Below are 21,308 nucleotides of genomic sequence, written 5' to 3'. Positions count from 1 at the left end.
TGACTACCGTGCTGACCCCCGACGCGAAGGAGCCAGCCATGACCGACCAGACGCACGCCGACGACGCGCACCTCGAGACCACCGACCAGCTGACGTTCCAGAACCCCGTCGACCGCTACCCGGCGATCGAGCCGCCCGAGCAGCACCAGGAGGAGCCGGGGCTCGACTCCGAGATGACGCCGAAGAGCGACCGCGGCGAGCACTCCTACCGCGGCACTGGCCGGCTCCAGGGGCGCAAGGCGCTCATCACCGGCGCCGACTCCGGCATCGGTGCGGCCGTCGCGATCGCGTTCGCGCGCGAGGGCGCCGACGTCGCCATCAACTACCTGCCCGCCGAGGAGTCCGACGCGCAGTGGGTCAAGGGGATCATCGAGGCCGAGGGCCGCACGGCCGTCCTCCTCCCCGGCGACCTCACCGACGCATCCTTCTGCGAGACCATCGTGACGGATGCGGTGCAGGGCCTGGGCGGGCTCGACATCCTCGTGAACAACGCGGGCAAGCAGATCGCCCGCGAGAGCCTCGAGGAGCTCCCCGACGAGCAGCTCGTCGAGACCTTCCAGGTCAACATCCTCGCGATGTTCCGCATCACGAAGGCGGCCCTGCAGCACCTGCAGCCCGGCTCGACGATCATCAACACGACCTCGGTCGTCGCCTACATGGCGCCGCCGGTGCTGCTCGACTACGCCTCGACGAAGGCCGCGATCAACAACTTCACGAAGGGGCTCGGGCAGCAGCTCGCGCCGAAGGGCATCCGCGTCAACGCGGTCGCGCCCGGCCCGATCTGGACGCCGCTGCAGCCGACCGACGGCCAGCCGAAGGAGGAGCTGCCGGAGTTCGGCAAGTCGACGCCGCTCGGCCGCGCCGGCCAGCCGACCGAGCTCGCGCCCGCCTACGTGTTCCTCGCCTCGCCCGAGTCGAGCTATGTGATCGGCGAGACGCTCAACGTGAACGGCGGCATGCCGACGCCGTGACGCGGCTGCAGATGTGAGGCGATCGGCTGCCGTCCGCTCCGGCCGAGCGCCGATCGTCGCACATCTGCGTCGCCTCGCTGCGCGGAGTGCGACGATCGACGCATGAGCGCGACGACCTGGCGGCGGACCATCACGGTGCTGTTCGCGCTCGCGCTCGTCGCGCAGCTCGTCGTGCTCTACGTGCCCGACCCGCCCTCCGACATCCCGGCGCCGCCCGGCTCCGACAAGCTCGTCCACTTCGCAGTGTTCGCGGCGCCGGCGCTGCTCGGCGTGCTCGCGGGGCTTCGGCCGCTGTGGCTCGGCGCGGCGCTCGCGGCGCACGCCGTGCTGTCGGAGGTCGTGCAGCACCTGCTGCTGCCCGGCCGCTCGGGCGATGCGTGGGATGCGTTGGCTGACCTCGCCGGCGTCGCCGTCGGCCTCGCGGTCGGCTGGCTCGCGCGCCGCAGCGCGAGCGGCACGCTCGGTGCGCGCGATCGCGACCCCAGGCATCCGGCACGCTGAAGCCGAGGCGTTTCCCACGCGCCCATGCAGACCGACCACAGGTCGCGTCGATACCGTTATCGATGCGCGACCGCGCCCAGCCGCCTCCTACGGAGACCCCATATGACAGGCAACGCGACCACCCGCTTCGACAACGTCGCCCTGCTGTCGGTCGCGAGCACCCTGCCCAGCCGGGTGACGACCTCCGAGGACATCGAGCACCGCCTCGGTGACGCGCTCTCGCGGCTGCGCCTCAAGGGCGGGCTGCTGCGCCGGGTCGCTGGCGTGCTCGAGCGCCGCAACTGGGATGCGACGGCGGGGGAGTCTGCTGACGCCGCGACCGTCGACGCGGGTCGCCGCGCGCTCGCCGAGGCGGGCGTCGAGCCGGGCCAGGTCGGGCTGCTCATCAACACGAGCGTCACGCGCAAGCACCTCGAGCCCTCGGTCGCCGTGCGGCTCCACCACGAGCTCGGCCTGCCGACGAGCGCCATCAACTTCGACGTCGCGAACGCGTGCCTCGGCTTCGTCAACGGCATGAGCCTCGCGAGCGGCATGATCGAGGCCGGACAGATCGACTACGCGATCGTCGTCAACGGCGAGGACGCCGACGACATCCAGGTCAACACGATCGACCGGCTGCTGCGCGACGACGTCGACCGCACCGGCTTCCTGAGCGAGTTCGCCACGCTCACGCTCGGCTCCGGCTCGGCCGCCGCCGTGCTCGGCCGCGCCGACAAGCACCCCGACGGCCACCGCATCCTCGGCGGCGTCACGCGCGCCGCGACGCAGTTCCACGACCTGTGCGTCGGCAGCGTCGACGGCATGTACACGAACGCGAAGGAGCTGCTGAAGGGCGGCCTCGACCTCGTCGTCTCCGCCTGGCGCGAGGCGGCGCCCGAGTGGAACTGGTCGAAGATGGACCGCTACATCACGCACCAGGTCTCCTCGGTGCACACGAACGCGATCATCAAGGCGGCGGGCCTCGACCCGGCCCGCGTGCCGACGACCTTCCCGCGCCTCGGCAACGTCGGCCCCGCATCCATCCCCATCACGCTCGTCGAGGAGCGGGGGAGCCTGCAGCGCGGCGACCGGGTGCTGCTCATGGGCGTCGGTTCGGGCCTCAACACGGCCATGATGGAGCTCGCCTGGTGACTGCTCCCGCCGCTCCCGCCGCGCTGCCGCCGACGGGGCTGCCGGGGCTCGACCCCGCGTGGAGCCGGCTCGTCGCCGTGCCCGGTGCGGGGGCGGATGCGGGCCTCACCCGCACGTGGCACGTCCTGGACACGGGTGCCGAGCTCGAGCGCCTCGGCGCGACACCCGCCGGCACGATCCTGGCGGTGCACGGCAACCCGACGTGGAGCTACCTCTGGCGGTCGATGCTCGCCGCGTCGGTCGCGGCCGCCGCGGCGGGCGAGCCCGCGTGGCGCGTCATCGCGGTCGACCAGCTCGAGATGGGCTACTCCGAGCGCACCGGGCGGCATCGCCCGCTCGCGCAGCGCGTCGCCGACCTCTCGGGGCTGACGGATGCGCTCGGCATCGAGGGCGCGGTCGTCACCCTCGGGCACGACTGGGGCGGCGTCGTCTCGCTCGGCTGGGCTGTCGACCACCCGCAGCTGCTCGCGGGCGTCGCGCTGCTCAACACCGCGATCCACCACCCCGACGGCGTGCCCGTGCCGGCGCCGCTGCGGCTCGCGGGGGCGCGCGGCGTGCTCGCCGCCTCGACCGTCGCGACGACCGCGTTCCTCGACACGACGCTCGCGCTCGCGAGCCCGCCGCTGCCGGCGGAGGTGAAGGACGCCTACCGTGCGCCCTACGGCTCGGCCGACCGGCGCGGCGGCATCGGCGGCTTCGTCGCCGACATCCCCGCCGACGCCTCGCACGAGAGCCGTCCGGAGCTCGACCGCATCGCCGCGGGCGTCGCGGGGCTCGAGGTGCCGGCGCTCATGCTGTGGGGGCCGAAGGACCCGATCTTCAGCGACCGCTACCTCGACGACCTCGTCGACCGGCTGCCGCACGCCGACGTGCACCGCTTCGAGGGCGCGAACCACCTCATCGCCGAGGAGCGCCCCTACGCCGAGGCGATCCTCCAGTGGCTCGACACCACCCCCTCCGCTCGTCGAGTAGGCGCCGAAGGCGCCGTATCGAGACGGGAGGGACAGGTCTCGATACGTCGCCCTGCGGGCGACTACTCGACCAACGGGGTGGTCGTAGACGACCATTCGACCAACGGGGCGGAGGCGTTCCGCCCCCTCTGGACCGGCCTCGACGCCCGCGCGACCGACGACGATGTGGCCGTCATCGACATGGCGACGAAGCGCGGCCCCGCCCGCCGCGTCACGTGGCGCCAGCTCCACGACCGCGTGCTCGACCTCGCTGCGGGCCTCGCCGAGCTCGGCGTGCAGCGGGGCGACCGCGTGTCGCTCCTCGTCAAGCCCGGACCCACGCTCACCGCCGTCATCTACGCGTGCCTGCGCATCGGCGCGGTCGTCGTCGTGGCCGACGCGGGCCTCGGCGTCAAGGGGCTCACGCGCGCCGTCCGCGGCGCGTGGCCCGACGTCATCATCGGCGAGCGGCTCGGCCTCACCGCCGCCCGCGCGCTCGGCTGGCCCGGCATGCGCATCTCCGCCGAGCGGCTGCCCTACGCCGCGAAGGCAGCGCTCGACGTCTCGCACAGCCTCGGCCAGGTCGCCGCGCTCGGCGCCGCGATCCGCTCGAGCGGCGAGGCGCCGCCGCCCGAGCCCGGTCCCGCCGACGAGGCCGCGATCCTCTTCACCTCCGGCTCGACGGGCCCGGCGAAGGGCGTCGTCTACCGCCACGGCCAGCTGAGCGCCCTCCGCGACGTGCTCGCCCGCCACCTCGAGATCACGCCCGAGACCGGGCTCGTGACCGGGTTCGCCCCCTTCGCGCTGCTCGGCCCCGCGCTCGGCACCCGCTCGGCGACGCCCGACATGGACGTCTCCGCGCCGCGCACGCTCACCGCGACCGCCGTCGCGGCGGCCGTCCGCGAGTCCGACGCCGGCATCGTCTTCCTCTCGCCGGCGGCGGTGCTCAACGTCGTGGCGACGGCGGATGCGCTCGGTGCCGACGAGCGCGCCGCGCTTGCGCGCGTGCACACGTTCCTCTCCACCGGGGCGCCGATCGGCGAGGCCCTGCTCGCCTCGGCCGCCGAGGTGATGCCGAACGCGACCCCGCACACGCCCTACGGCATGACCGAGTGCCTGCTCGTGACCGACGTGACGCTCGAGGGCATCCGGGCCGCCGCATCCGCCCCTGACGCCGGCGTCTGCGTCGGCAGGCCCATCGGCGACAATCGCGTGCTCGTGAGCGCGCTCGACGCCGACGGCCGAGCGACCGGCGCGCCGAGCGCCGAGCCGGGCGTGCTCGGCGAGATCGTCATCGCCGCGGGGCACCTCAAGGATCACTACGACCGCCTCTGGCTCACCGACCGCATGGCGGCGCGCGAGACCGAGGCGCTCGTCGACGCGGACGCGCCCCGCTGGCACCGCACCGGCGACCTCGGCCACCTCGACGCCGAGGGGCGCGTGTGGATCGAGGGCCGCACGCAGCATGTCATCGTCGCCGCCGACGGCCCGATCGCGCCCGTCGGCCCCGAGCAGGACGCCGAGTCGGTCGACGGCGTGCGCCGCGCGGGCGTCGTCGGCGTCGGCCCGCACGGGCTGCGGCAAGCCGTCGCGGTCGTCGAGACCATCCCGCCCGTCGCGCGCCCCGGCCTCGCCGAGCCGGAGCTCGCCGCCGCCGTGCGCGAGCGCTCCCGGGTGCCGCTCGCGGCCGTGCTCGCGGTGCCGCAGCTGCCGACCGACATCCGCCACAACTCCAAGATCGACCGCTCGCGCCTGTCCGACTGGGCCGAGCGCGTGCTCGCGGGCGAGAAGCCGAGCGCGCCGTGATCGTCGTCGTCACCGGCGCGTCCGGCTTCCTCGGCCGCGCGGTCGCCGCCGAGCTCGTCGCCGCCGGCCACGAGGTGCGCACGCTCCAGCGGCGCCCGTCGCAGGTGCCCGGGGCGACGGATGTCCTGGGCTCCGTCACCGACGCATCCCTCGTCGCGCGCGCCCTCGACGGCGCCGAGGGCGTCGTCCACCTCGCCGCGAAGGTCTCGCTCACGGGCGACCCGGCGGACTTCCGGCGCGTGAACGTCGACGGCACGCGCACGATGCTCGACGCCGCCGAGCGCGCGGGCGTCTCGCGCTTCGTGCAGGTCTCGTCGCCCTCGGTCGCGCACGCGGGTGCGGCGCTCGCGGGCGTCGGCGCCGAGCCGGCCTCGCCCGAGCACGCGCGCGGCGGCTACGCGCGCACCAAGGCGGAGGCCGAGCTGCTCGCGCTGTCCCGCGGCTCCGCCTCGATGCGGGTCGTCGCCGTCCGGCCGCACCTCGTGTGGGGCCCGGGAGACCCGCAGCTCACCGAGCGCATCATCGGCCGCGCGCGCCGCGGCACGCTGCCGCTGCTCGACGGCGGCACCGCGCTCGTCGACTCGACCTACGTCGACAACGCCGCGAGCGGGATCGTCGCGGCCCTGGGGCGCGCCGACGCCGTGCACGGCAACGCCTACGTCATCACGAACGGCGAGCCGCGCGCGGTCGGCGACCTCATGGCCGGCATCTGCCTCGCCGCGGGCGTGCGGCCGCCGCGCTTCAGCGTGCCCGCCGGCCTCGCGAAGGCGGCCGGCAGCGCGATCGAGCGCGCCTGGGCGATCCGGCCGGGCCAGGACGAGCCGCCCATGACGCGGTTCCTCGCCGAGCAGCTCTCGACCGCCCACTGGTTCGACCAGCGCGAGACGCGCCGCGACCTCGACTGGGCGCCGAGCGTCTCGATCGACGAGGGCCTCCGCCGGCTCGCGGCGCACTACCGCTCCGCCGGCGGCTGAGCTCTCATCCCGCGGGCTGCGCCGGTCCGCGCGCGAAGCGCGACCGGCGGAGAGGTCCTCGGCTACGCGAGGAGCCCGCTGCCCTCCGCGGCGAGCGCGTCGTCTGCCGCCGCGTGCCCCGGCCGCACGCCCGGCCGCGGGTCGAGGTGGATGCCGGCGATCATGCAGCGCACCGAGCCGCCCGAGAGCTCGAGCGTCGGGATGTCGACCGCGACGATCTCGGCCGAGCGCTCGATCGCGGCGACCTGGTCATCGCGCAGCGAGCGCCGGGCCCGCGCCGACATCGCCACGATCGGCCGCCAGCTGCCGTCGGCGTGCCGACCGGTCAGCTCGATCGCATTGCCGGCGAACTCGCCGACCTGCGCCTCGGTGAGCTCGACGACCTGCCGGCCGTGCACCGACAGCCGCTCGCGGAGCGCTTCGCGACGCGACGCATCCGGCACCATCTCGAGCGCGAACATCGCCATGCGGGTGCCGATCCAGCCGAGCACGTTGGTGTGGTAGACCGGCAGGCCGCCCGAGTCGACGGCGTCGAACGCCATCGGCTCGTAGGCGAAGTCGGCGCAGAAGCGCTCGAGCGCCACCTGGTCGGCGCGGTGGCTGCGCGCCATGTAGGCGACGCGGGAGTCGTGGTCGATCACCATCGCGCCCGTGCCCTCGAGGAAGATGCCGTCGGCCTCGAGCCCGGAGTAGTCGACGATCGTCTGCACCCGGTAGTGCGCCTTGAGCATCTCGAGCACGTCGCCGCGGCGCTCGTGCCGCCGGTTCGCGGCGAACATCGGGAAGACGCCGACCATGCCGCCCGGATGCGTCGAGATCCAGTTGTTGGGGAAGACGCTGTCGGGGCGCGTGGGGTCGTCGTCGTCGAAGACGTGCACCGTCACGCCCGCCGCGCGGAGCGCGTCGGCGACCGCGTCCATCTCGCGCGTCGCCTGCGCCGACAGGGCCGCGGGGTCGACCGCGGGCGGGTCGGCCTGGAAGGCGTTGTCGGCGGCCGTCGCGGGGTTCACGCGGAACCGGCGCGAGCGCACGAGGATGACGGCGGAGGGGGCGACGTTGCTCACGAGAGCCGAATGTAGCGCGCGCCGACGCCCCAGGCGGGCACCGGGCGAGCGATCTTGATCGAGGGCTGAGCGCGCGTCAGTCGGCGGGCCGCGCGCCGATGCCCAAGCCGCCCTTCCGCCGGTGCACCGAGAGGTAGCGGAGGCCCTCCTCGCCCGCGGTCACCGCGCGCCGCGCGCCGCGCGGCAGCCACACGATCGCGCCCGCTCGCAGCGCGACCGGCTCGCCGCCGGTCTCGAGCGTGCCGGCGCCCGCGAGCACGTGCCACAGCACGTCCTCGGCCGGCCCGTCGTGCGGCTCGATGCGCCCGAGCGGCGGGAGCGCGATGACGTTCGCGTCGAGGTGCCGCTCGGGCTCCGCGAGCCGCCACACCGCGCCGCGCTCGTCGGCCGCGCCGGTGCGCGCGGCGAGCGCTGCGCCGTCGGCCACGACGCGAGGCGTGCCGAGCGCGCCCTCGTGACCCACCGCATCCGCCATGTCCGCCTCCGCGGCCAGGCTAGAGCCCCGGCGCGATCCCCGGCATGCTGGGGGCATGGACGCCGTGCACCTGCCCACCCTCGCCGACGAGCTGATCGCGACCGCGCGCGAGGCCTCGAGCGGCCGCGCCGGGCGGTCGACCCGCTCGGGCCGCGGGCTGTCGCTGCGGCAGACGGTGCTCGCGCTCACCGAGGGCAACGGCATGGACGACCACTCCGCGAACGGCGAGGGCACGCTGCACGTGCTCGTCGGCCGCGTGCGGCTGCGGTGGGGGAGCGCGTCGGTCGAGCTCGCGGCGGGCGACGTCGTCGACATCCCCGACGAGACGCACGCGGTGGATGCGCTCACCGACGCGGTGCTGCTGCTCACGATCGCGGTGCGGTGACGTCGTGAAGGCGATCCGGCAGCGCGCGGCGGGCGAGCCGCTCGAGTGGGCGGATGCGCCCGATCCCGTCGCGGGGCACGGCGAGGTCGTCATCGACGTCGTCGCGACCGCCGTCAACCGGGCCGACGTCATGCAGGCGGCGGGCAAGTACCCGCCGCCGCCCGGCGCCTCCGAGATCCTCGGGCTCGAGTGCTCTGGCACGATCACGGCGCTCGGCGAGGGCGTGGAGAGGTTCACGCTCGGCGAGCCGGTGTGCGCGCTGCTCGCAGGCGGGGGCTACGCCGAGCGGGTCGCCGTGCCCGCGACGCAGGTGCTGCCCGTGCCTGCCGCCATCGCGCTCGACGAGGCGGCGGCGCTCCCCGAGGCGGTCCTCACCGTCTGGACCGCGATCCGCGACGTGCCGCCGCCCTCGCCCGACGGCCTCGCGCTCGTGCACGGGGGCTCGGGCGGCATCGGCACGATGGCGATCCTGCTGCTGCGCGCGCTCGGCTGGCGCGTCGCGACGACCGCGAGCGCGCGCCACCACGACCTCGTGCGATCGCTCGGCGCCGAGCTCGCGATCGACTACCGCTCGGAGGACTTCGTCGAGGCGGTGCTCGGCGCGACCGAGGGCCGCGGCGCCGAGGTCGTGCTCGACGTCATCGGCGCCGACTACCTCGACCGCAACATCGACGCGCTCGCCCTCGACGGCGCCCTCACGGTCATCGCCGTGCAGGGCGGCTCGAAGGCGGAGGTCGATCTGCGCCGGCTCATGCAGCGCCGCGTGACGCTCCGCGCCATGACGCTCCGCGCGCGACCGATCGAGGGGCGTGGATCGAAGGCGGATGCGGTGGCCGAGGTGCGCGAGCACGTCTGGCCGCTCTTCTCGACCGGCGAGATCCGCCCGGTGATCGGCGCGACGATGCCGCTCGCGAAGGCGGGCCGCGCGCACGAGCTCATGGGCTCGGCGGACGCCCCGGGCGGCAAGATCCTGCTCGTGCGGTAGGCGTCGCGCGGCGCGCTCGCGCGATCCAGTCGCGCCGACGCGACCCGTTGTCGCGGCGTCCAGACCCCGTCTCGCCGACGCGACCCCTTGCAGCGCCCAGGCGACCCCTTCTCGGCGACGCGACCCGCTGCAACGGCTCGCGTCGGCGGGAACGGGTCAGATCGGATTCGGGCGGCACGTCGCCGCCGTCGGCGCCTTCGCGACGGCGTGTCGCGACGCCCCTCCCATGTTGGTGGCCGGTGGTGGGATCGAACCCGAGGGCTCGATTCGAGGAGGCATCACCATGGCACGCAGCGAGCGCAGCACGCGCTTCGGGACGGCGAAGACATCGTGGCTCCAGCGCCACACCGTGGCGGTAGAGGCCGAGCACCAGCTGCTCGAGCACGACCGGCTGCGAGCGCAGGTGCAGGCCACGCGCGGCCTGCTCTGAGGCCAGCGGTCGTCCAAGGGACGTCAGCGCGCAGGGTCGGGGCGGGAGTCTCGAGACATCGGTTCCCCGCGGCCGTCGAAGGTCCCCTCGAAGTGCATCGCCCACGCGCCCTCGACCTGTCGAGTGCCAGTGCGGCGGTAGTGCGCGTAGGCGCCATCGACTGGGCCGATCCGCAGCGCGACGTCGATCACACACACGAGGTGATCGGGGAAGGGGAGCAAGCGTCGCCGCACGCCGTTGTACGGGCCGCCGACGAGCAAGCACATGGCGCCGTCGCGGGGAATCGGCACTTCGATCGTCGAACCCATTCGCACGCTCCCATCGGTCGACCCGGAGTGTCGCGCATTCGGCAGAGCCTCGTGCGAGCTCTCCACAGGGGTGTCTGCGGCGGGATATCGAGCATTCGTCGCGCCTGGCGCTGGATCGCATGGAGCGCCCGTAGCGTGCGAGTGTCACGCACCACGCACCTAGGGAGCCTCCGTGCCCGATCTGCTCAGTCCCGTCGTCATCCTGATCGTCGTCGCGGTCGTCGTCGTCGCGATCCTCATCGCCGCGGGCGTCCGCCGCTACCGCATCGCCGAGCCCGACGAGGCCATCATCGTCACCGGCCGGAAGGGCAAGACGACCGTCGACGCATCCGGCCACTCCTTCACCGACCTCTCGGGGCAGAAGGTCGTCACGGGCGGCGGCGTCTTCGTCATGCCGTTCGTGCAGAAGTCGTTCAAGCTCTCGCTGCGCTCGCGGCGGCTGCTGTTCAACACGACCGCGCAGACCAAGAACGGCATCACGATCCACGCGCAGGCGGTCGCCGTGATCAAGGTCGGCGGCACCGAGGAGATGATCCGCAACGCCGCCCAGCGCTTCCTCTCGCAGCAGGAGGAGATCGAGTCGTCGACGCAGGAGGTGCTCTCGGGCTCGCTCCGCGGCATCATCGGCCAGCTGACGGTGCTCGACATCATCCACGACCGCAAGGCACTCGCGGATGCGGTGCTGCAGGCCGCCGAGGACGCCCTCACGAAGCAGGGCCTCGTCGTCGACACGCTGCAGATCCAGGAGATCAACGACAACCAGAACTACATCTCGAACCTCGGCGTGCCCGAGTCGGCCGCCGTGCAGCGCGCTGCGGCGATCGCGAACACCGAGGCGCAGAAGGCCGCCGAGCAGGCGTCGATCGAGGCGAAGAAGCAGATCCTCGAGGCCAACCGAGTGCTGCAGCTGCAGGAGGCGGCGGTGCGGGCCGAGACCGACAAGGCCGTCGCGCAGGCTGCGGCCGCGCAGCCGCTCGAGGAGGCCGTGCAGCGGCAGGCGATCGTCGCGCAGGAGGAGATCACCGCCCAGCGCGAGGCCGAGCTGCGCGAGCAGCAGCTCAACGCCGAGGTGCGCAAGGTCGCCGACGCCGAGGCCTACCGCATCCAGGTCACCGCCGAGGCGAACGCGAAGGCGAAGGCCACCGAGGCGAACGCCGAGCGGGCAGCGCGCGAGGCGCGCGCCGAGGCCGTGAAGGCGGAGGGCAACGCCGAAGCGGCCGTCACCGAGGCGCGCGGCGCCGCGCAGCGCACCGCGCGCATCGCAGCGGCCGAGGCCGCGAAGGCCGAGGGCGAGGCCGAGGGCGTCGCGACCGCCGCGCGCGGCCGCGCCGAAGCCGAGTCGATCGGCGCGAAGGGCCTCGCCGAGGCGCAGGCGATCGAGGCGCGCGCGAAGGCGCTCACCGAGAACGCGCAGGTCGTGCTCGCGCAGGAGCTGCTGAAGGTCATGCCCCAGGTTGCGGATGCGTTCGGCAAGGCCTACGCGTCGTCGCAGATCACGGTCGTCTCGGCCGACGGCACCGGCAAGCTCACGGGCGACATGGTCGGCAACATGGCCTCGATGACGCAGATGATGAAGGACGCGACCGGCATCGACCTGCAGGCGATCGTGAACGCGACCGCGCAGGGCCAGGCGGCCGGCTCGGCGATGGCCTCGAAGGGGCAGGCCGGTCCGCTCCTCGCGCCGGGGCACCCCTCGGCGCCCGAGTCGGCGTAGCGCCGAGCACGACAGCGGCCGAGCCGGCACCGCGCCGGCTCGGCCGCTCCGCGCGTCGGGGCGAGCGTCAGCGCGCCGCGTGCGCCGGGTCGCCGCCCGTCGGATCGGCGCCCTCGCCGCTCGTGCCCGGCTCGCCGGCGTAGAAGCCGAAGGTCGCGGCGGCTTGCCGACGCGCGGTCTCGCGGTCGGTGCCGGCGAGGATCGATGCCTCGGCCCACGCGTCGGCCGCGCCGCGGTTGAAGGCCATGCCCTCATCGCTCAGCGCCCACGCCTGCCCCTGCTCGGGCGTCATCGCCGTGTCGGGCGCGGAGAGGTGCAGCGCGAGCCCGAGGAGCCCGCCGTCCCAGCCGACGCCGGTGGCGCCCGGGCCGAAGGTCTCCCACATCTCCGCCGGCACGTCCGCCTCGCGCGCGACGTGCTCGAGCTCGAAGCGGGTCGAGTCGCCCTCGCCCGTCAGCCGCACCTCGAGCCACGACATCCCGCCGCCGAACTCCCACGTCACGCGGTAGCGCGCGCGGTCGCCGGCGGGCGGATCGCACTCGAGGATCTCGCCGCCCGCGTTGCCCTCGGTCTGGTAGCGGCCGCCGAGCCGCAGGTCCCCCGAGACCGGCAAGAACCACCGCGCGATCCGCGCGGGATCCGTCACGGCGCTCCACACGTCGTCGATCGGGGAGGGGTAGCGCTGCGCGAGCGACTGCACGCGCGCGGGCGCGCCGTCGACCTCCGTGCTCCCCACCGTGCGCTCGACCGCGCCGAGCTGCGCCTGCACATCCACCATGGTCATCCCTCACTCGTGTCGCGCTCCGCGTCGAGCCGCCGCTGCCGGCGCCCCCGCGCGAGCTCGGTGTCGAGCGCCGCGAGCCGCGGCGCCCAGTAGCGGTCGAACGCGCTGAGCCACTCGCTCGCCTCGCGCGGACCGGCCGCATCGACCGCGTAGAGGCGCCGTCGCCCCTCAGGCCGCACGCTCGCGAAGCCGTGCTCGCGCAGCACCCGCAAGTGCTGGCTCACCGCCGGCTGGCTGATGCCGAACTCCTCGCCGATCGCCTGCGCGAGCTCGCCCGCGCTCGACTCGCCGTCGGCGAGCAGCTCGAGGATGCGTCGCCGCACCGGGTCGCCGAGGACGTCGAGCGCATGCATGCGAGCACTGTTGCACCGTCGCTTATATAAGTCAAGAGTGAAGTGTGCATCTTCTGCAGATTCTCGGCCCGGGGAGAGCGCGTCGTGGGTAGCGTGGGCGCATGGCAGAGCTCGTGGACAACGACCGGGTGCGGCGCGCGGTGGCGGCCTTCGCCGCCGAGCCGAAGCACGAGACGATGCTCGACGTGCTGCGGGCATGCCTCACGGGGGAGCTGCTGCTCGACGTGACGGGCTCCGAGCTCAACATCTCCGAGGGCCGGCTGCACACGGGATCGAAGCTGCGCATCAACCAGCGCGTGGGCCCTGACGGGCAGCGGGCCCTGCTCGCCTTCACGAGCAACGACGAGATCGCGCGGATCCACCCGGAGGGCACGCGCTACCAGTCGATCGGCCAGCCCGCGGCCGCGGTGCTCGAGCTCGCGCGGCGCCAGGGCGCGGCGTGGCTCTACATCGACCCCGCCGAGAAGACCGCGGCGCTCTCGGCCGCCGACATCGACTTCGCGCTGCGGCACCCGCGCAACGACCGGCTGAGCGCCGCGATCGCCGCGGTCGATGCCGGGACGGCGCCGCGCGCCGAGGCGATCACCGCGCTCGTCGCCGAGGGGCCGCTGCTGCTCGCTGGTCAGCGCGCCGAGGGGCAGGGTGACGACGAGCCGCCGCAGCTGCGCGTGACGCGCCGCGACGACGGGAGCATGGCGCTGCTCGCCTTCACCTCCGCGCCCGAGATCCTCGCGCGCGACCCGCAGGACGGCATCGTCACGACCACCACGACCCACGTGCTCGAGCAGCTGCAGCAGGGGCCGTTCGCCTCGATCGTCATCAACCCCGCTGGCCCGTGGATCGAGCTGCGCCGCGAGGAGCTCGTCGCCGCGGGCTGAGGTGCGTCCAGCGCGCTCGGATGCGCGCGCGCCATGGTGGAGGCTCCATCGACGAAGGGAGTCGCACCATGAAGGCAGCGATGTACTACGGCAAGGAAGACATCCGGGTCGAGGAGGTGGACGAGCCGGAGACGCGCCCCGGCACCGTCAAGATCGCGCCCGCGTTCAACGGCATCTGCGGCAGCGACCTGCACCTGTACCACGACGGTCCCATCCCGCCCGCGCCCTCGGCCGACCAGCCGCATCCGCTCTCGAAGGAGACGCTGCCGGTGGTCATGGGCCACGAGTTCTCGGGCGTCGTCGAAGAGCTCGGCGAGGGCGTCGACGGCCTCGAGGTCGGCGATCGCGTCGTCGTCGAGCCGCTCATGGTCGACGGCACGTGCCCGGCGTGCGTGGCGGGCAAGTACAACCTGTGCGAGCAGATGGGCTTCATCGGCATCTCGGGCCTCGGCGGCGGGCTCAGCGAGCGCATCGTCGTCGACCGCCGGTGGGTGCACCCCGTCGGCGACCTGCCGCTCGACCAGGCCGCGCTCATCGAGCCGCTCGCCGTCGCGCTGCATGCCGTGAAGCACGCGGGCGCCGAGGAGGGCCAGACGGCCGTCGTCGGCGGTGCGGGCCCGATCGGCCTGCTCCTCGCCGCGGTGCTCAAGGCGAGGGGCCTCCGCGTCATCGTCTCCGAGATGTCGACCGCGCGCCGCGAGAAGGCGCGCGACACGGGGGTCGCGGATGTCGTGGTCGACCCCGCGAAGCAGGACCTCGCCGAGGTCGTGCGCACCGAGACCGAGGGTGCCGGTGCCGACGTCGCGTTCGACGCGGCGGGTGTCGGCGTCGTCGTGACGCAGCTGCTCGACGTGCTCGGCCCCGGTGGCCGGCTCGAGATCGTCGCGATCCACACGAAGCCCTACGAGCTCGACATCACCGCGAGCCTCACGATGCAGGATCGGGTCATGGGCGCGTCGATCGGCTACGCGAACGACCACGCCGAGGCGATCGAGCTCGCGCGCAGCGGCGCGGTCGACCTCGCGCCCTTCATCACCGGGCGCATCGTCGTCGACGACATCGTCGAGCAGGGGTTCCGGCAGCTCATCGACAACAAGGAGCACGAGGTCAAGATCCTCGTCTCGATGCGCTGACGCGCAGCGCCCGAAGGCCCTCGCTCACTCGGCGAGGGCCTTGTCGATGCCCCGCGACACGCCGAAGCAACCTTTTCGAAAGAACTCTTGCGAAGCGATCCCTTTGAAAGTAGTCTTTCGAATGTCGGCACCCGAAGCCATCGCACCGCCGGCACCGATCGAGGAGGGAATCCCATGGGACGCACCGAACGCATCCGCCACCGCATCGGCGTGCGCGTCGAGGAGCGGCACCGCGCCGGTCTCGAGGCCGAGCGTGCCGCGCGCCGATTCGAGCGCATCCGCGCCGAGGCCATGAGCCAGCGTGGTTGGATCTGATCGTGGCTGAGGAGACCGACGTGCAGGGAGCGGCCGAGCAGGCCGCCCGGCGGAAGGCGGACATGCCCGACCTCCGCTCGAGCGACCCCGCGCTGCTGCGGGCGCTCGCGCACCCCCTGCGCGTCGAGATCCTCTCCGTGATCGACGAGCTCGGCGAGGCGACCGCGACCCAGATCGCGGAGCGCGTGGGCGAGAGCCCCTCGAACTGCTCGTTCCACCTCCGCACGCTCGCGAAGGTCGGGTTCATCGAGCGCTGCGAGGCGCAGGGCACGTCGAAGCCCTGGCGCGCCGTGCACCGCAGCCGCGACCTGCGGCCCGACCCGGCCGACCCCGCATCGATCCGCACGTCCGCGACCATCGGCGCGCTCTACGTGCAGCACGAGGCCGCGCGCGTCGTCGACTTCTTCACGAAGCACGGCGCCGAGGGGGAGTGGATCGAGGGGACGACGGTCAACCTCTCGACCTTCTGGGCGACCCCGGCAGAGCTCAAGGAGCTCGCCGAGGCGATCGCGAAGGTGACGGAGCGCTTCCACGGCCGCGAGGCCGACCCGGCGACCCGGCCCTCCGGCAGCCGCAAGGCTCACTTCTTCGCCACCCTCAACCCCGATCTCGACGGCGAGCCGACGCCGTAGCGGCGCGCCCCCGTCGAGCAGTCCACCCCACCCGCACTCGCCTCCCGGCGCGCGATGGCGCGCGCCCGCGCAAGGAGCCCCGCGATGACGACCACCGCATCCGCCCCCGCCGCCCGCAAGCCGCCGTCGCCCATGCGGCGCCCCGCCTACCGCCGCCTCATGGTCGGCTGGGTCGCGACGAACCTCGGCGACAGCGCCCTCTACCTCGTGCTCGCCATCTGGGTGCGCGAGCTCACCGGCTCCGATGCCGCGGGCGCGCTCGTGTTCCTCTTCATCGGCCTGCCGGCGCTGCTCGCGCCGTTCGCCGGCCAGCTCGCCGACCGCGTGCACCGCCGGCCGCTCCTCATCGGCACGAACCTCGGCACCGCCGCCGTCGTGCTGACGCTCCTGCTCGTGCAGGGCGCCGAGCAGGTCTGGCTCATCTACGCCGTGACCTTCGGCTACGGGCTCGCCGCCTACCTGACCGCCGCGGCGCAATCGGGGCTCCTGCGCGACCTGCTGCCCGACGAGGAGCTCGCGGGCGCCAACGGCATCTTCACCTCGATCGACAACGGCATGCGCATCGTGAGCCCCGCGCTCGGGGCCGCGCTCTACGTCGCCGCCGGACCCGCCGCGGTCGTCGTGCTCGCCGCCGCCGGCTTCCTCACGATGGCGGTGCTGCTCACGACGATCCGCATCCGGGAGTCGGAGCCCGAGCCGCGCCTCGAGGGCGAGACCTACTGGCACGAGCTCTCTGGCGGCTTCCGCGCGCTGCTCGCCGACCCGCTGCTGCGGCTGCTGACGATCGCGACAGCGCTCGGCTTCGGCATCACGGGGCTCCTGAACGCGACGATCTTCCCGCTCGTCGAGCACGGCCTGCAGGAGGGGCCGGCTGCGCTCGGTCCCGCGCAGGCGATCCAGGGCGTCGGCGCGCTGCTCGGCGGCCTGTGCTCGGCGGCGGTGCTGCGGCGGCTCGGCGAGCGACGGCTCGTCGCGGCGGGGCTCGCGCTCCTCGGGCTCGGCACGGTCGTCGCGTTCGTCGCGGTGCAGTGGCCGCTCGCGGAGGCGTGGATGCGCTGGGGCGCGATGGGCGGCGCGCAGGCCCTCATCGGCTTCGGCGTGCCGTGGATCATCGTCGGCGTCGTCACGCTGCGCATGCGGCTCACGCCGCCGCGGCTGCAGGGCCGCACGTCGGCGGCGCTCAACGTCTCGATCAACGTGCCGCAGATGCTCATGCTCGCGCTCGGCAGCGCGCTGGTGACGGTCGTCGACTTCCGCTGGCTCGTCGCGGTCGCTGCCGCCGGGGTGCTGGTCGCGGCCTTGGCCGCGTGGTCAGGCCGGCGCCTCGACGCACCAGCCCCGCCCACCGCATCCGCCACCCCGCCCGCCTGAGCCGGCCGGGTCGCAGAGTTCCCGCACTCTGCCGTCCTGAGGCCCGGAGATCGCAGAGTTCCGGCACTCTGCGGGGAGCGAGCGGGTGCGCGGCTCTCGGGGCGCGCATAGCAACGCGCGGCAGAGTGGCGGCATGACGACGCTCAGCGACTTCCAGGCAGAGGCCCTCACCGGCGAGCAGGTCGACCTCAAGGACTTCGAGGGCAAGGTCGTGCTCGTCGTCAACACCGCGAGCCAGTGCGGGCTCGCGCCGCAGTTCGAGGGGCTCGAGCAGCTCTACCGCGAGCTGCAGGACGAGGGCCTCGTCGTGCTCGGCTTCCCCTCCGACACCTTCAAGCAGGAGCACGACTCGGCCGACCAGATCGCCGAGGTGTGCCAGAAGAACTACGGCGTCAGCTTCCCGATGTTCGCACCGATCGAGGTCAACGGCCCGTCGACGCATCCCGTCTTCCAGTGGCTCAAGGACGAGAAGAAGGGGATGCTCGGGGGCGCGATCAAGTGGAACTTCACCAAGTTCCTCGTCGGGCGCGACGGCCGCGTGATCGAGCGCTTCGCCCCGACGACGACGCCCGACGAGCTGCGGCCGCAGGTGGAGCAGGCGCTCGCCGCACCGTCGGTCGAGTAGCCGCCGGAGGTGGCGCCCCCCTCCGCTGGTCGAGTAGCCGCCGGAGGCGGCGCCCCCCTCCGCTGGTCGAGTAGCCGCCGGAGGCGGCATATCGAGACCGGCCTGCTCCGTCTCGATACGCGCGCTGCGCGCGCTACTCGACGAGCGGGGGCGCGCGCTGCGCGCGCTACTCGACGAGCGGGTCAGTCGAGACGCTCGATGATCGTCGCGTTCGCCATCCCCGCGCCCTCGCACATCGTCTGCAAGCCGTAGCGGCCGCCGCTGTGCTCGAGCTCGTTGACGAGCGTCGCGAGCAGCCGCGTGCCGGACGAGCCGAGCGCGTGGCCGAGCGCGATCGCGCCGCCGCGCGGGTTGAGGCGCTCGAGGTCGGCGCCGGTCTCGCGCAGCCACGCGAGCGGCACCGACGCGAACGCCTCGTTCACCTCGAACGCGTCGATCTCGTCGATGCGCATCCCGGCCCGGTCGAGCACCTTCGCCGTCGCCGGGATCGGGCCGGTGAGCATCATGATCGGGTCGTCGCCCACGACCGAGAACGCGACGAAGCGGGCGCGCGGTCGGAGGCCCAGCGCATCCGCCTTCTCGCGCGACATGATGAGCGCCGCCGAGGCGCCGTCGGTGAGCGGCGAGGAGTTGCCGGGCGTGATGCTCCACTCGATCTGAGGGAAGCGCTCCGCGTAGCGCGGGTGCTCGAACGAGGGCTTGAGCTCGGCGAGCCCCTCGCGCGTCGTCGAGGCACGCACGGTCTCGTCGCGCACGTGCTCGCCCGCCGGGGTCGCGATCGGCACGACCTCCCCGTCGAAGCGGCCGTCGGCCGCGGCCGCCGCGGCGAGCTCGTGCGAGCGGGCGGCGAGGTCGTCGAGCTCGGCGCGGCTGAAGCCCCACTTCGCGGCGATGAGCTCGGCCGAGATGCCCTGGTGCACGAGCCCGTCGGGGTAGCGCTCGGCGAGCCTGGCGCCGTGGATGTCGCGCTCGATCGCGGCGGTGCCGAGCGGCAGCCGGCTCATCGACTCGACGCCGCACGCGATCACGACGTCCTGCGAGCCGGCCATGATCGCCTGCGCCGCGAACGTCGCGGCCTGCTGGCTCGAGCCGCACTGCCGGTCGATGGATGTGCCGGGCACGTGCTCGGGGAAGCCGGCGGCGAGCAGGGCGTTGCGCGTCACGTTGCCCGACTGCTCGCCGACCTGCTGCACGCAGCCGCCGATGACGTCGTCGACGATCGCGGGGTCGATGCCCGTGCGCGCGACGAGCTGCTCGAGCACGCTCGCGAGCAGGTCGACCGGGTGCACGCCGTGCAGCGCGCCGCCCGGCTTGCCCTTGCCCGACGCGGTGCGCACCGCGTCGACGATCACTGCCTCACGCATCCGTCATCCCCTCCGCCGCCGCTGCATCGCTCACGCCTTCGAGCGCTTCGCGATGTCGCGCGCGATGATCTCCTTCATGATCTCGGTCGTGCCGCCGTAGATCGTCTGCACGCGCGAGTCGCGGAACGCGCGCGAGATGGGGAACTCGTCCATGAAGCCGTAGCCGCCGTGCAGCTGCAGGCTGCGCGTGATGACGCGCTGCTCGAGCTCGGTCGCCCACCACTTCGCCTTCGAGGCGTCGACGGTCGTGAGGTGCTGCTCGTTGAGCGCCAGGATGCAGCGCTCGACGTAGGCGCGCGTCACGTCGAGCTCGGTCTCGAGCTCGGCGAGCGTGAAGCGCACCGTCGGCAGGTCGCCGACCGCGCCGCCGAACGCCTGCCGCTGGAAGACGTACTCGCGGCCCCAGTCGTAGGCGGCCTCGGCCGACGAGAGCGCGCCGCACGCGATCGACAGCCGCTCGCGCGGCAGCCGCTGCATGAGGTAGACGAGGCCCTGGCCCGGCTCGCCGACGACGTTCGCGGCGGGGATGCGCACGTCCTTGAAGAAGAGCTCCGCCGTGTCCTGCGCGTGCAGGCCGAGCTTCTTGAGCTTGCGGCCGCGCTCGAAGCCCGCCATGCCGTCCTCGACCAGGAAGAGCGTGAAGCCGCGCGAGCCGGCCGCCGGGTCGGTGCGCGCGAAGACGAGCACCTTGTCGGCGTGGAAGCCGTTCGTGATGAAGGTCTTCGAGCCGTTGAGGATCCAGTCGTCGCCGTCGCGCACGGCGTTCGAGTGGATGCCCTGCAGGTCGCTGCCCGCGCCGGGCTCGGTCATGCCGATCGCGCCGATCGAGGTGCCGGCGGCCATCGGCGGCAGCCAGCGCTCGAGCTGCTCGGGTGTGCCGAGGTCCATGAGGTAGGGGAGCACGATGTCGTCGTGCACGCCGAGCGTCGCGTTGACGGACGCGGCGCCGATGCGGGCGAACTCCTCGCTGATGACCATGCGGAAGCGGTAGTCGTCGACGCCCATGCCGCCGTGCTCCTCGGGCACGGCGATGCCGATGAGCCCCGCCTCTCCCATGAGCGGGTAGAGCTCGTCGCCGATCATGCCCGCCTCCTCCCACTGCGCGTAGTGGGGCGCGATGTGGCGGGCGGTGAACTCGCGCACGCTCTCGCGGAACGCGTCGTGCTCGTCGTCGTAGAAGCTCGAGCGCATCGTGACCTACCTCGCTGCCATTCGGATGGAGCCGTCGAGCCGGATGGTCTCGCCGTTGAGCATGGGGTTCGCGACGATCTGCGTGACGAGGAGCGCGTACTCCTCGGGCTTGCCGAGCCGGGCGGGGTGCGGCACCTGCTGGCCGAGCGAAGCCTGCGCGGCCTCGGGCAGGCCCGCGAGCATCGGCGTCTCGAACAGGCCCGGCGCGATCGTCATGACGCGGATCTGCAGCGCCGCGAGCTCGCGCGCGAGCGGCAGCGTCATGCCGGCGACGCCCGCCTTCGACGCGGAGTAGGCGGCCTGCCCGATCTGGCCGTCGAAGGCGGCGACGGATGCGGTGCTCACGATCACGCCCCGCTCCTCGCCGATCGGCTCGAGCGCGGCCATGCGCTCGGTGGCGAGGCGGATGACGTTGAACGTGCCCACGAGGTTGATGTCGATGACGCGCTGGAAGGTCTCGAGCGGGAAGACGCCGCGCTTGCCGAGCACCTTCGCTGCGTCGGCGACGCCGGCGCAGTTGACGACGAGGCGGAGGTCGCCGAGCTCGGCGGCGACGTCGAGCGCCGCGGCGACCGCGGCCTCGTCGCGCACGTCGGTGGCCGCGAAGCGCGCGCCCTCGAGCTGCTCGATGGCCTGGGCTTGCGGAGTGCCGCCGAGGTCGGCGACGACGACCTTCGCGCCGGCCGCGAGCAGCGCGCGCGTGGTCGCGAGGCCCAGCCCCGATGCTCCGCCGGTGACGAGGGCGACCTGCCCGGTGATGTCCATGCGCACCCTTCGCGGCGCCGCCATCGGCACCATCGCCCCCGAACCTAGCGACCGCATCCGCCCACCTCAACTGAGAGGTCTTCAACCGGATAGCCGGTGGGGCGCGACACATATCTCCTCCCCCCACCGCCTGTCCGGTTGAAGACAGAGCGGGGTGGCGCGTCGGGCGCGGCGAGTGGTAGATATGTGGACGTCCACCGAAC

The 21,308-nt window shown here is 73.5% G+C and carries 23 protein-coding genes; 15 read left to right on the top strand and 8 right to left on the bottom strand.

The window, feature by feature from the left end; translation table 11 throughout:
• The first annotated feature begins 38 nt into the window (after positions 1 to 38).
• From L332_RS27330 to L332_RS27310, 5 genes are all read left to right on the top strand, one after another.
• Positions 39 to 971, top strand: a complete 933-nt coding sequence (locus L332_RS27330; protein WP_021011539.1) for an SDR family oxidoreductase — start codon at positions 39 to 41, stop codon at positions 969 to 971.
• A gap of 102 nt (positions 972 to 1,073) precedes the next feature.
• Positions 1,074 to 1,472 carry a VanZ family protein gene (locus L332_RS27325; RefSeq protein WP_021011538.1) on the top strand — a complete coding sequence of 133 codons (399 nt, stop codon included), beginning with the start codon at positions 1,074 to 1,076 and terminating at the stop codon, positions 1,470 to 1,472.
• A 102-nt stretch (positions 1,473 to 1,574) separates the two neighbouring features.
• The gene (locus L332_RS27320) at positions 1,575 to 2,603 is read left to right on the top strand and encodes a 3-oxoacyl-ACP synthase III (protein WP_021011537.1); all 1,029 of its coding nucleotides are present in this window, start codon (positions 1,575 to 1,577) and stop codon (positions 2,601 to 2,603) included.
• A complete protein-coding gene (locus tag L332_RS27315; RefSeq protein ID WP_021011536.1) occupies positions 2,600 to 5,359 on the top strand; it encodes an alpha/beta fold hydrolase in 2,760 nt (919 codons plus the stop codon). The genes L332_RS27320 and L332_RS27315 overlap by 4 nt, the downstream gene beginning before the upstream one ends.
• The gene (locus tag L332_RS27310; RefSeq protein WP_021011535.1) at positions 5,356 to 6,333 is read left to right on the top strand and encodes an NAD-dependent epimerase/dehydratase family protein; all 978 of its coding nucleotides are present in this window, start codon (positions 5,356 to 5,358) and stop codon (positions 6,331 to 6,333) included. The genes L332_RS27315 and L332_RS27310 overlap by 4 nt, the downstream gene beginning before the upstream one ends.
• A 62-nt stretch (positions 6,334 to 6,395) precedes the next feature.
• Here L332_RS27310 and ctlX read toward each other — a convergent pair whose 3' ends face one another.
• Together ctlX and L332_RS27300 are read right to left on the bottom strand one after the other, a co-directional pair.
• Positions 6,396 to 7,397 carry a citrulline utilization hydrolase CtlX gene (ctlX, locus tag L332_RS27305; protein ID WP_021011534.1) on the bottom strand — a complete coding sequence of 334 codons (1,002 nt, stop codon included), beginning with the start codon at positions 7,395 to 7,397 and terminating at the stop codon, positions 6,396 to 6,398.
• Positions 7,398 to 7,473: 76 nt separating this feature from the next.
• A complete protein-coding gene (locus L332_RS27300) occupies positions 7,474 to 7,872 on the bottom strand; it encodes a cupin domain-containing protein (RefSeq protein WP_021011533.1) in 399 nt (132 codons plus the stop codon).
• A gap of 55 nt (positions 7,873 to 7,927) precedes the next feature.
• On the opposite strand from L332_RS27300, the gene L332_RS27295 reads away from it, so the two are divergent.
• The 3 genes from L332_RS27295 (at position 7,928) to L332_RS30480 (ending at position 9,672) form a co-directional block, all read left to right on the top strand.
• Positions 7,928 to 8,257, top strand: a complete 330-nt coding sequence (locus L332_RS27295) for a cupin domain-containing protein (protein ID WP_021011532.1) — start codon at positions 7,928 to 7,930, stop codon at positions 8,255 to 8,257.
• Positions 8,258 to 8,261: 4 nt separating this feature from the next.
• A complete protein-coding gene (locus L332_RS27290) occupies positions 8,262 to 9,242 on the top strand; it encodes an NAD(P)H-quinone oxidoreductase (protein WP_021011531.1) in 981 nt (326 codons plus the stop codon).
• Between the two features lie 283 nt (positions 9,243 to 9,525).
• The gene (locus L332_RS30480; protein ID WP_021011530.1) at positions 9,526 to 9,672 is read left to right on the top strand and encodes a hypothetical protein; all 147 of its coding nucleotides are present in this window, start codon (positions 9,526 to 9,528) and stop codon (positions 9,670 to 9,672) included.
• Between the two features lie 23 nt (positions 9,673 to 9,695).
• Here the strand turns inward: L332_RS30480 and L332_RS27285 are convergent, their stop codons facing one another.
• The gene (locus tag L332_RS27285; RefSeq protein ID WP_021011529.1) at positions 9,696 to 9,980 is read right to left on the bottom strand and encodes a hypothetical protein; all 285 of its coding nucleotides are present in this window, start codon (positions 9,978 to 9,980) and stop codon (positions 9,696 to 9,698) included.
• A 172-nt stretch (positions 9,981 to 10,152) separates the two neighbouring features.
• On the opposite strand from L332_RS27285, the gene L332_RS27280 reads away from it, so the two are divergent.
• Positions 10,153 to 11,694 (top strand): flotillin family protein, encoded by a 1,542-nt coding sequence (locus tag L332_RS27280; protein WP_021011528.1) that lies wholly within the window; start codon positions 10,153 to 10,155, stop codon positions 11,692 to 11,694.
• Positions 11,695 to 11,761: 67 nt separating this feature from the next.
• Here L332_RS27280 and L332_RS27275 read toward each other — a convergent pair whose 3' ends face one another.
• Positions 11,762 to 12,472 (bottom strand): SRPBCC domain-containing protein, encoded by a 711-nt coding sequence (locus L332_RS27275; protein WP_052588758.1) that lies wholly within the window; start codon positions 12,470 to 12,472, stop codon positions 11,762 to 11,764.
• A 2-nt stretch (positions 12,473 to 12,474) separates the two neighbouring features.
• A complete protein-coding gene (locus tag L332_RS27270) occupies positions 12,475 to 12,831 on the bottom strand; it encodes an ArsR/SmtB family transcription factor (protein ID WP_021011526.1) in 357 nt (118 codons plus the stop codon).
• Between the two features lie 101 nt (positions 12,832 to 12,932).
• Here L332_RS27270 and L332_RS27265 point away from each other — a divergent pair, with 101 nt between their 5' ends.
• The 6 genes from L332_RS27265 to L332_RS27250 all read left to right on the top strand — a co-directional run bounded on the left by L332_RS27265 (position 12,933) and on the right by L332_RS27250 (position 17,785).
• Entirely contained in the window at positions 12,933 to 13,709 is a 777-nt protein-coding gene (locus L332_RS27265) for an SseB family protein (protein WP_021011525.1), read from the top strand.
• 68 nt (positions 13,710 to 13,777) lie between these two features.
• On the top strand, positions 13,778 to 14,842 hold the full coding sequence (locus L332_RS27260; RefSeq protein ID WP_021011524.1) for a 2,3-butanediol dehydrogenase: 1,065 nt from the start codon (positions 13,778 to 13,780) through the stop codon (positions 14,840 to 14,842).
• A 174-nt stretch (positions 14,843 to 15,016) separates the two neighbouring features.
• On the top strand, positions 15,017 to 15,157 hold the full coding sequence (locus L332_RS30475; protein WP_021011523.1) for a hypothetical protein: 141 nt from the start codon (positions 15,017 to 15,019) through the stop codon (positions 15,155 to 15,157).
• A gap of 2 nt (positions 15,158 to 15,159) precedes the next feature.
• Positions 15,160 to 15,789: an ArsR/SmtB family transcription factor gene (locus L332_RS29630; RefSeq protein WP_021011522.1), complete on the top strand. Its 630-nt coding sequence runs from the start codon at positions 15,160 to 15,162 to the stop codon at positions 15,787 to 15,789.
• Positions 15,790 to 15,873: 84 nt separating this feature from the next.
• Positions 15,874 to 17,160, top strand: a complete 1,287-nt coding sequence (locus L332_RS27255) for an MFS transporter (protein WP_021011521.1) — start codon at positions 15,874 to 15,876, stop codon at positions 17,158 to 17,160.
• 133 nt (positions 17,161 to 17,293) lie between these two features.
• Positions 17,294 to 17,785 carry a glutathione peroxidase gene (locus L332_RS27250; RefSeq protein ID WP_021011520.1) on the top strand — a complete coding sequence of 164 codons (492 nt, stop codon included), beginning with the start codon at positions 17,294 to 17,296 and terminating at the stop codon, positions 17,783 to 17,785.
• 182 nt (positions 17,786 to 17,967) lie between these two features.
• Here L332_RS27250 and L332_RS27245 read toward each other — a convergent pair whose 3' ends face one another.
• The 3 genes from L332_RS27245 to L332_RS27235 are packed head-to-tail and all read right to left on the bottom strand — an operon-like array spanning position 17,968 to position 21,105.
• A complete protein-coding gene (locus L332_RS27245; protein ID WP_021011519.1) occupies positions 17,968 to 19,149 on the bottom strand; it encodes a thiolase family protein in 1,182 nt (393 codons plus the stop codon).
• A 30-nt stretch (positions 19,150 to 19,179) separates the two neighbouring features.
• Positions 19,180 to 20,340 (bottom strand): acyl-CoA dehydrogenase family protein, encoded by a 1,161-nt coding sequence (locus L332_RS27240; RefSeq protein ID WP_021011518.1) that lies wholly within the window; start codon positions 20,338 to 20,340, stop codon positions 19,180 to 19,182.
• A 6-nt stretch (positions 20,341 to 20,346) separates the two neighbouring features.
• A complete protein-coding gene (locus L332_RS27235) occupies positions 20,347 to 21,105 on the bottom strand; it encodes an SDR family NAD(P)-dependent oxidoreductase (protein WP_021011517.1) in 759 nt (252 codons plus the stop codon).
• Positions 21,106 to 21,308 lie beyond the last annotated feature (203 nt).

Origin of the sequence: Agrococcus pavilionensis RW1 (assembly GCF_000400485.1) — a bacterium.
GTDB classification, from domain to species: Bacteria; Actinomycetota; Actinomycetes; order Actinomycetales; family Microbacteriaceae; genus Agrococcus; species Agrococcus pavilionensis.
The sequence above is the reverse complement of the archived record's forward strand: the minus strand, read 5'-3'. Positions and strand labels throughout refer to the sequence as shown.

Coding starts and splice junctions, on each gene's coding strand:
- L332_RS27330 (WP_021011539.1), top strand. CDS start 39: ATGACCGACCAGACGCACGCCGACGACGCGCACCTCGAGACCACCGAC.
- L332_RS27325 (WP_021011538.1), top strand. CDS start 1,074: ATGAGCGCGACGACCTGGCGGCGGACCATCACGGTGCTGTTCGCGCTC.
- L332_RS27320 (WP_021011537.1), top strand. CDS start 1,575: ATGACAGGCAACGCGACCACCCGCTTCGACAACGTCGCCCTGCTGTCG.
- L332_RS27300 (WP_021011533.1), bottom strand. CDS start 7,872: ATGGCGGATGCGGTGGGTCACGAGGGCGCGCTCGGCACGCCTCGCGTC.
- L332_RS27295 (WP_021011532.1), top strand. CDS start 7,928: ATGGACGCCGTGCACCTGCCCACCCTCGCCGACGAGCTGATCGCGACC.
- L332_RS30480 (WP_021011530.1), top strand. CDS start 9,526: ATGGCACGCAGCGAGCGCAGCACGCGCTTCGGGACGGCGAAGACATCG.
- L332_RS27285 (WP_021011529.1), bottom strand. CDS start 9,980: ATGGGTTCGACGATCGAAGTGCCGATTCCCCGCGACGGCGCCATGTGC.
- L332_RS27275 (WP_052588758.1), bottom strand. CDS start 12,472: ATGGTGGATGTGCAGGCGCAGCTCGGCGCGGTCGAGCGCACGGTGGGG.
- L332_RS27270 (WP_021011526.1), bottom strand. CDS start 12,831: ATGCATGCGCTCGACGTCCTCGGCGACCCGGTGCGGCGACGCATCCTC.
- L332_RS27265 (WP_021011525.1), top strand. CDS start 12,933: ATGGCAGAGCTCGTGGACAACGACCGGGTGCGGCGCGCGGTGGCGGCC.
- L332_RS27260 (WP_021011524.1), top strand. CDS start 13,778: ATGAAGGCAGCGATGTACTACGGCAAGGAAGACATCCGGGTCGAGGAG.
- L332_RS30475 (WP_021011523.1), top strand. CDS start 15,017: ATGGGACGCACCGAACGCATCCGCCACCGCATCGGCGTGCGCGTCGAG.
- L332_RS27255 (WP_021011521.1), top strand. CDS start 15,874: ATGACGACCACCGCATCCGCCCCCGCCGCCCGCAAGCCGCCGTCGCCC.
- L332_RS27250 (WP_021011520.1), top strand. CDS start 17,294: ATGACGACGCTCAGCGACTTCCAGGCAGAGGCCCTCACCGGCGAGCAG.
- L332_RS27245 (WP_021011519.1), bottom strand. CDS start 19,149: ATGCGTGAGGCAGTGATCGTCGACGCGGTGCGCACCGCGTCGGGCAAG.
- L332_RS27240 (WP_021011518.1), bottom strand. CDS start 20,340: ATGCGCTCGAGCTTCTACGACGACGAGCACGACGCGTTCCGCGAGAGC.
- L332_RS27235 (WP_021011517.1), bottom strand. CDS start 21,105: ATGGACATCACCGGGCAGGTCGCCCTCGTCACCGGCGGAGCATCGGGG.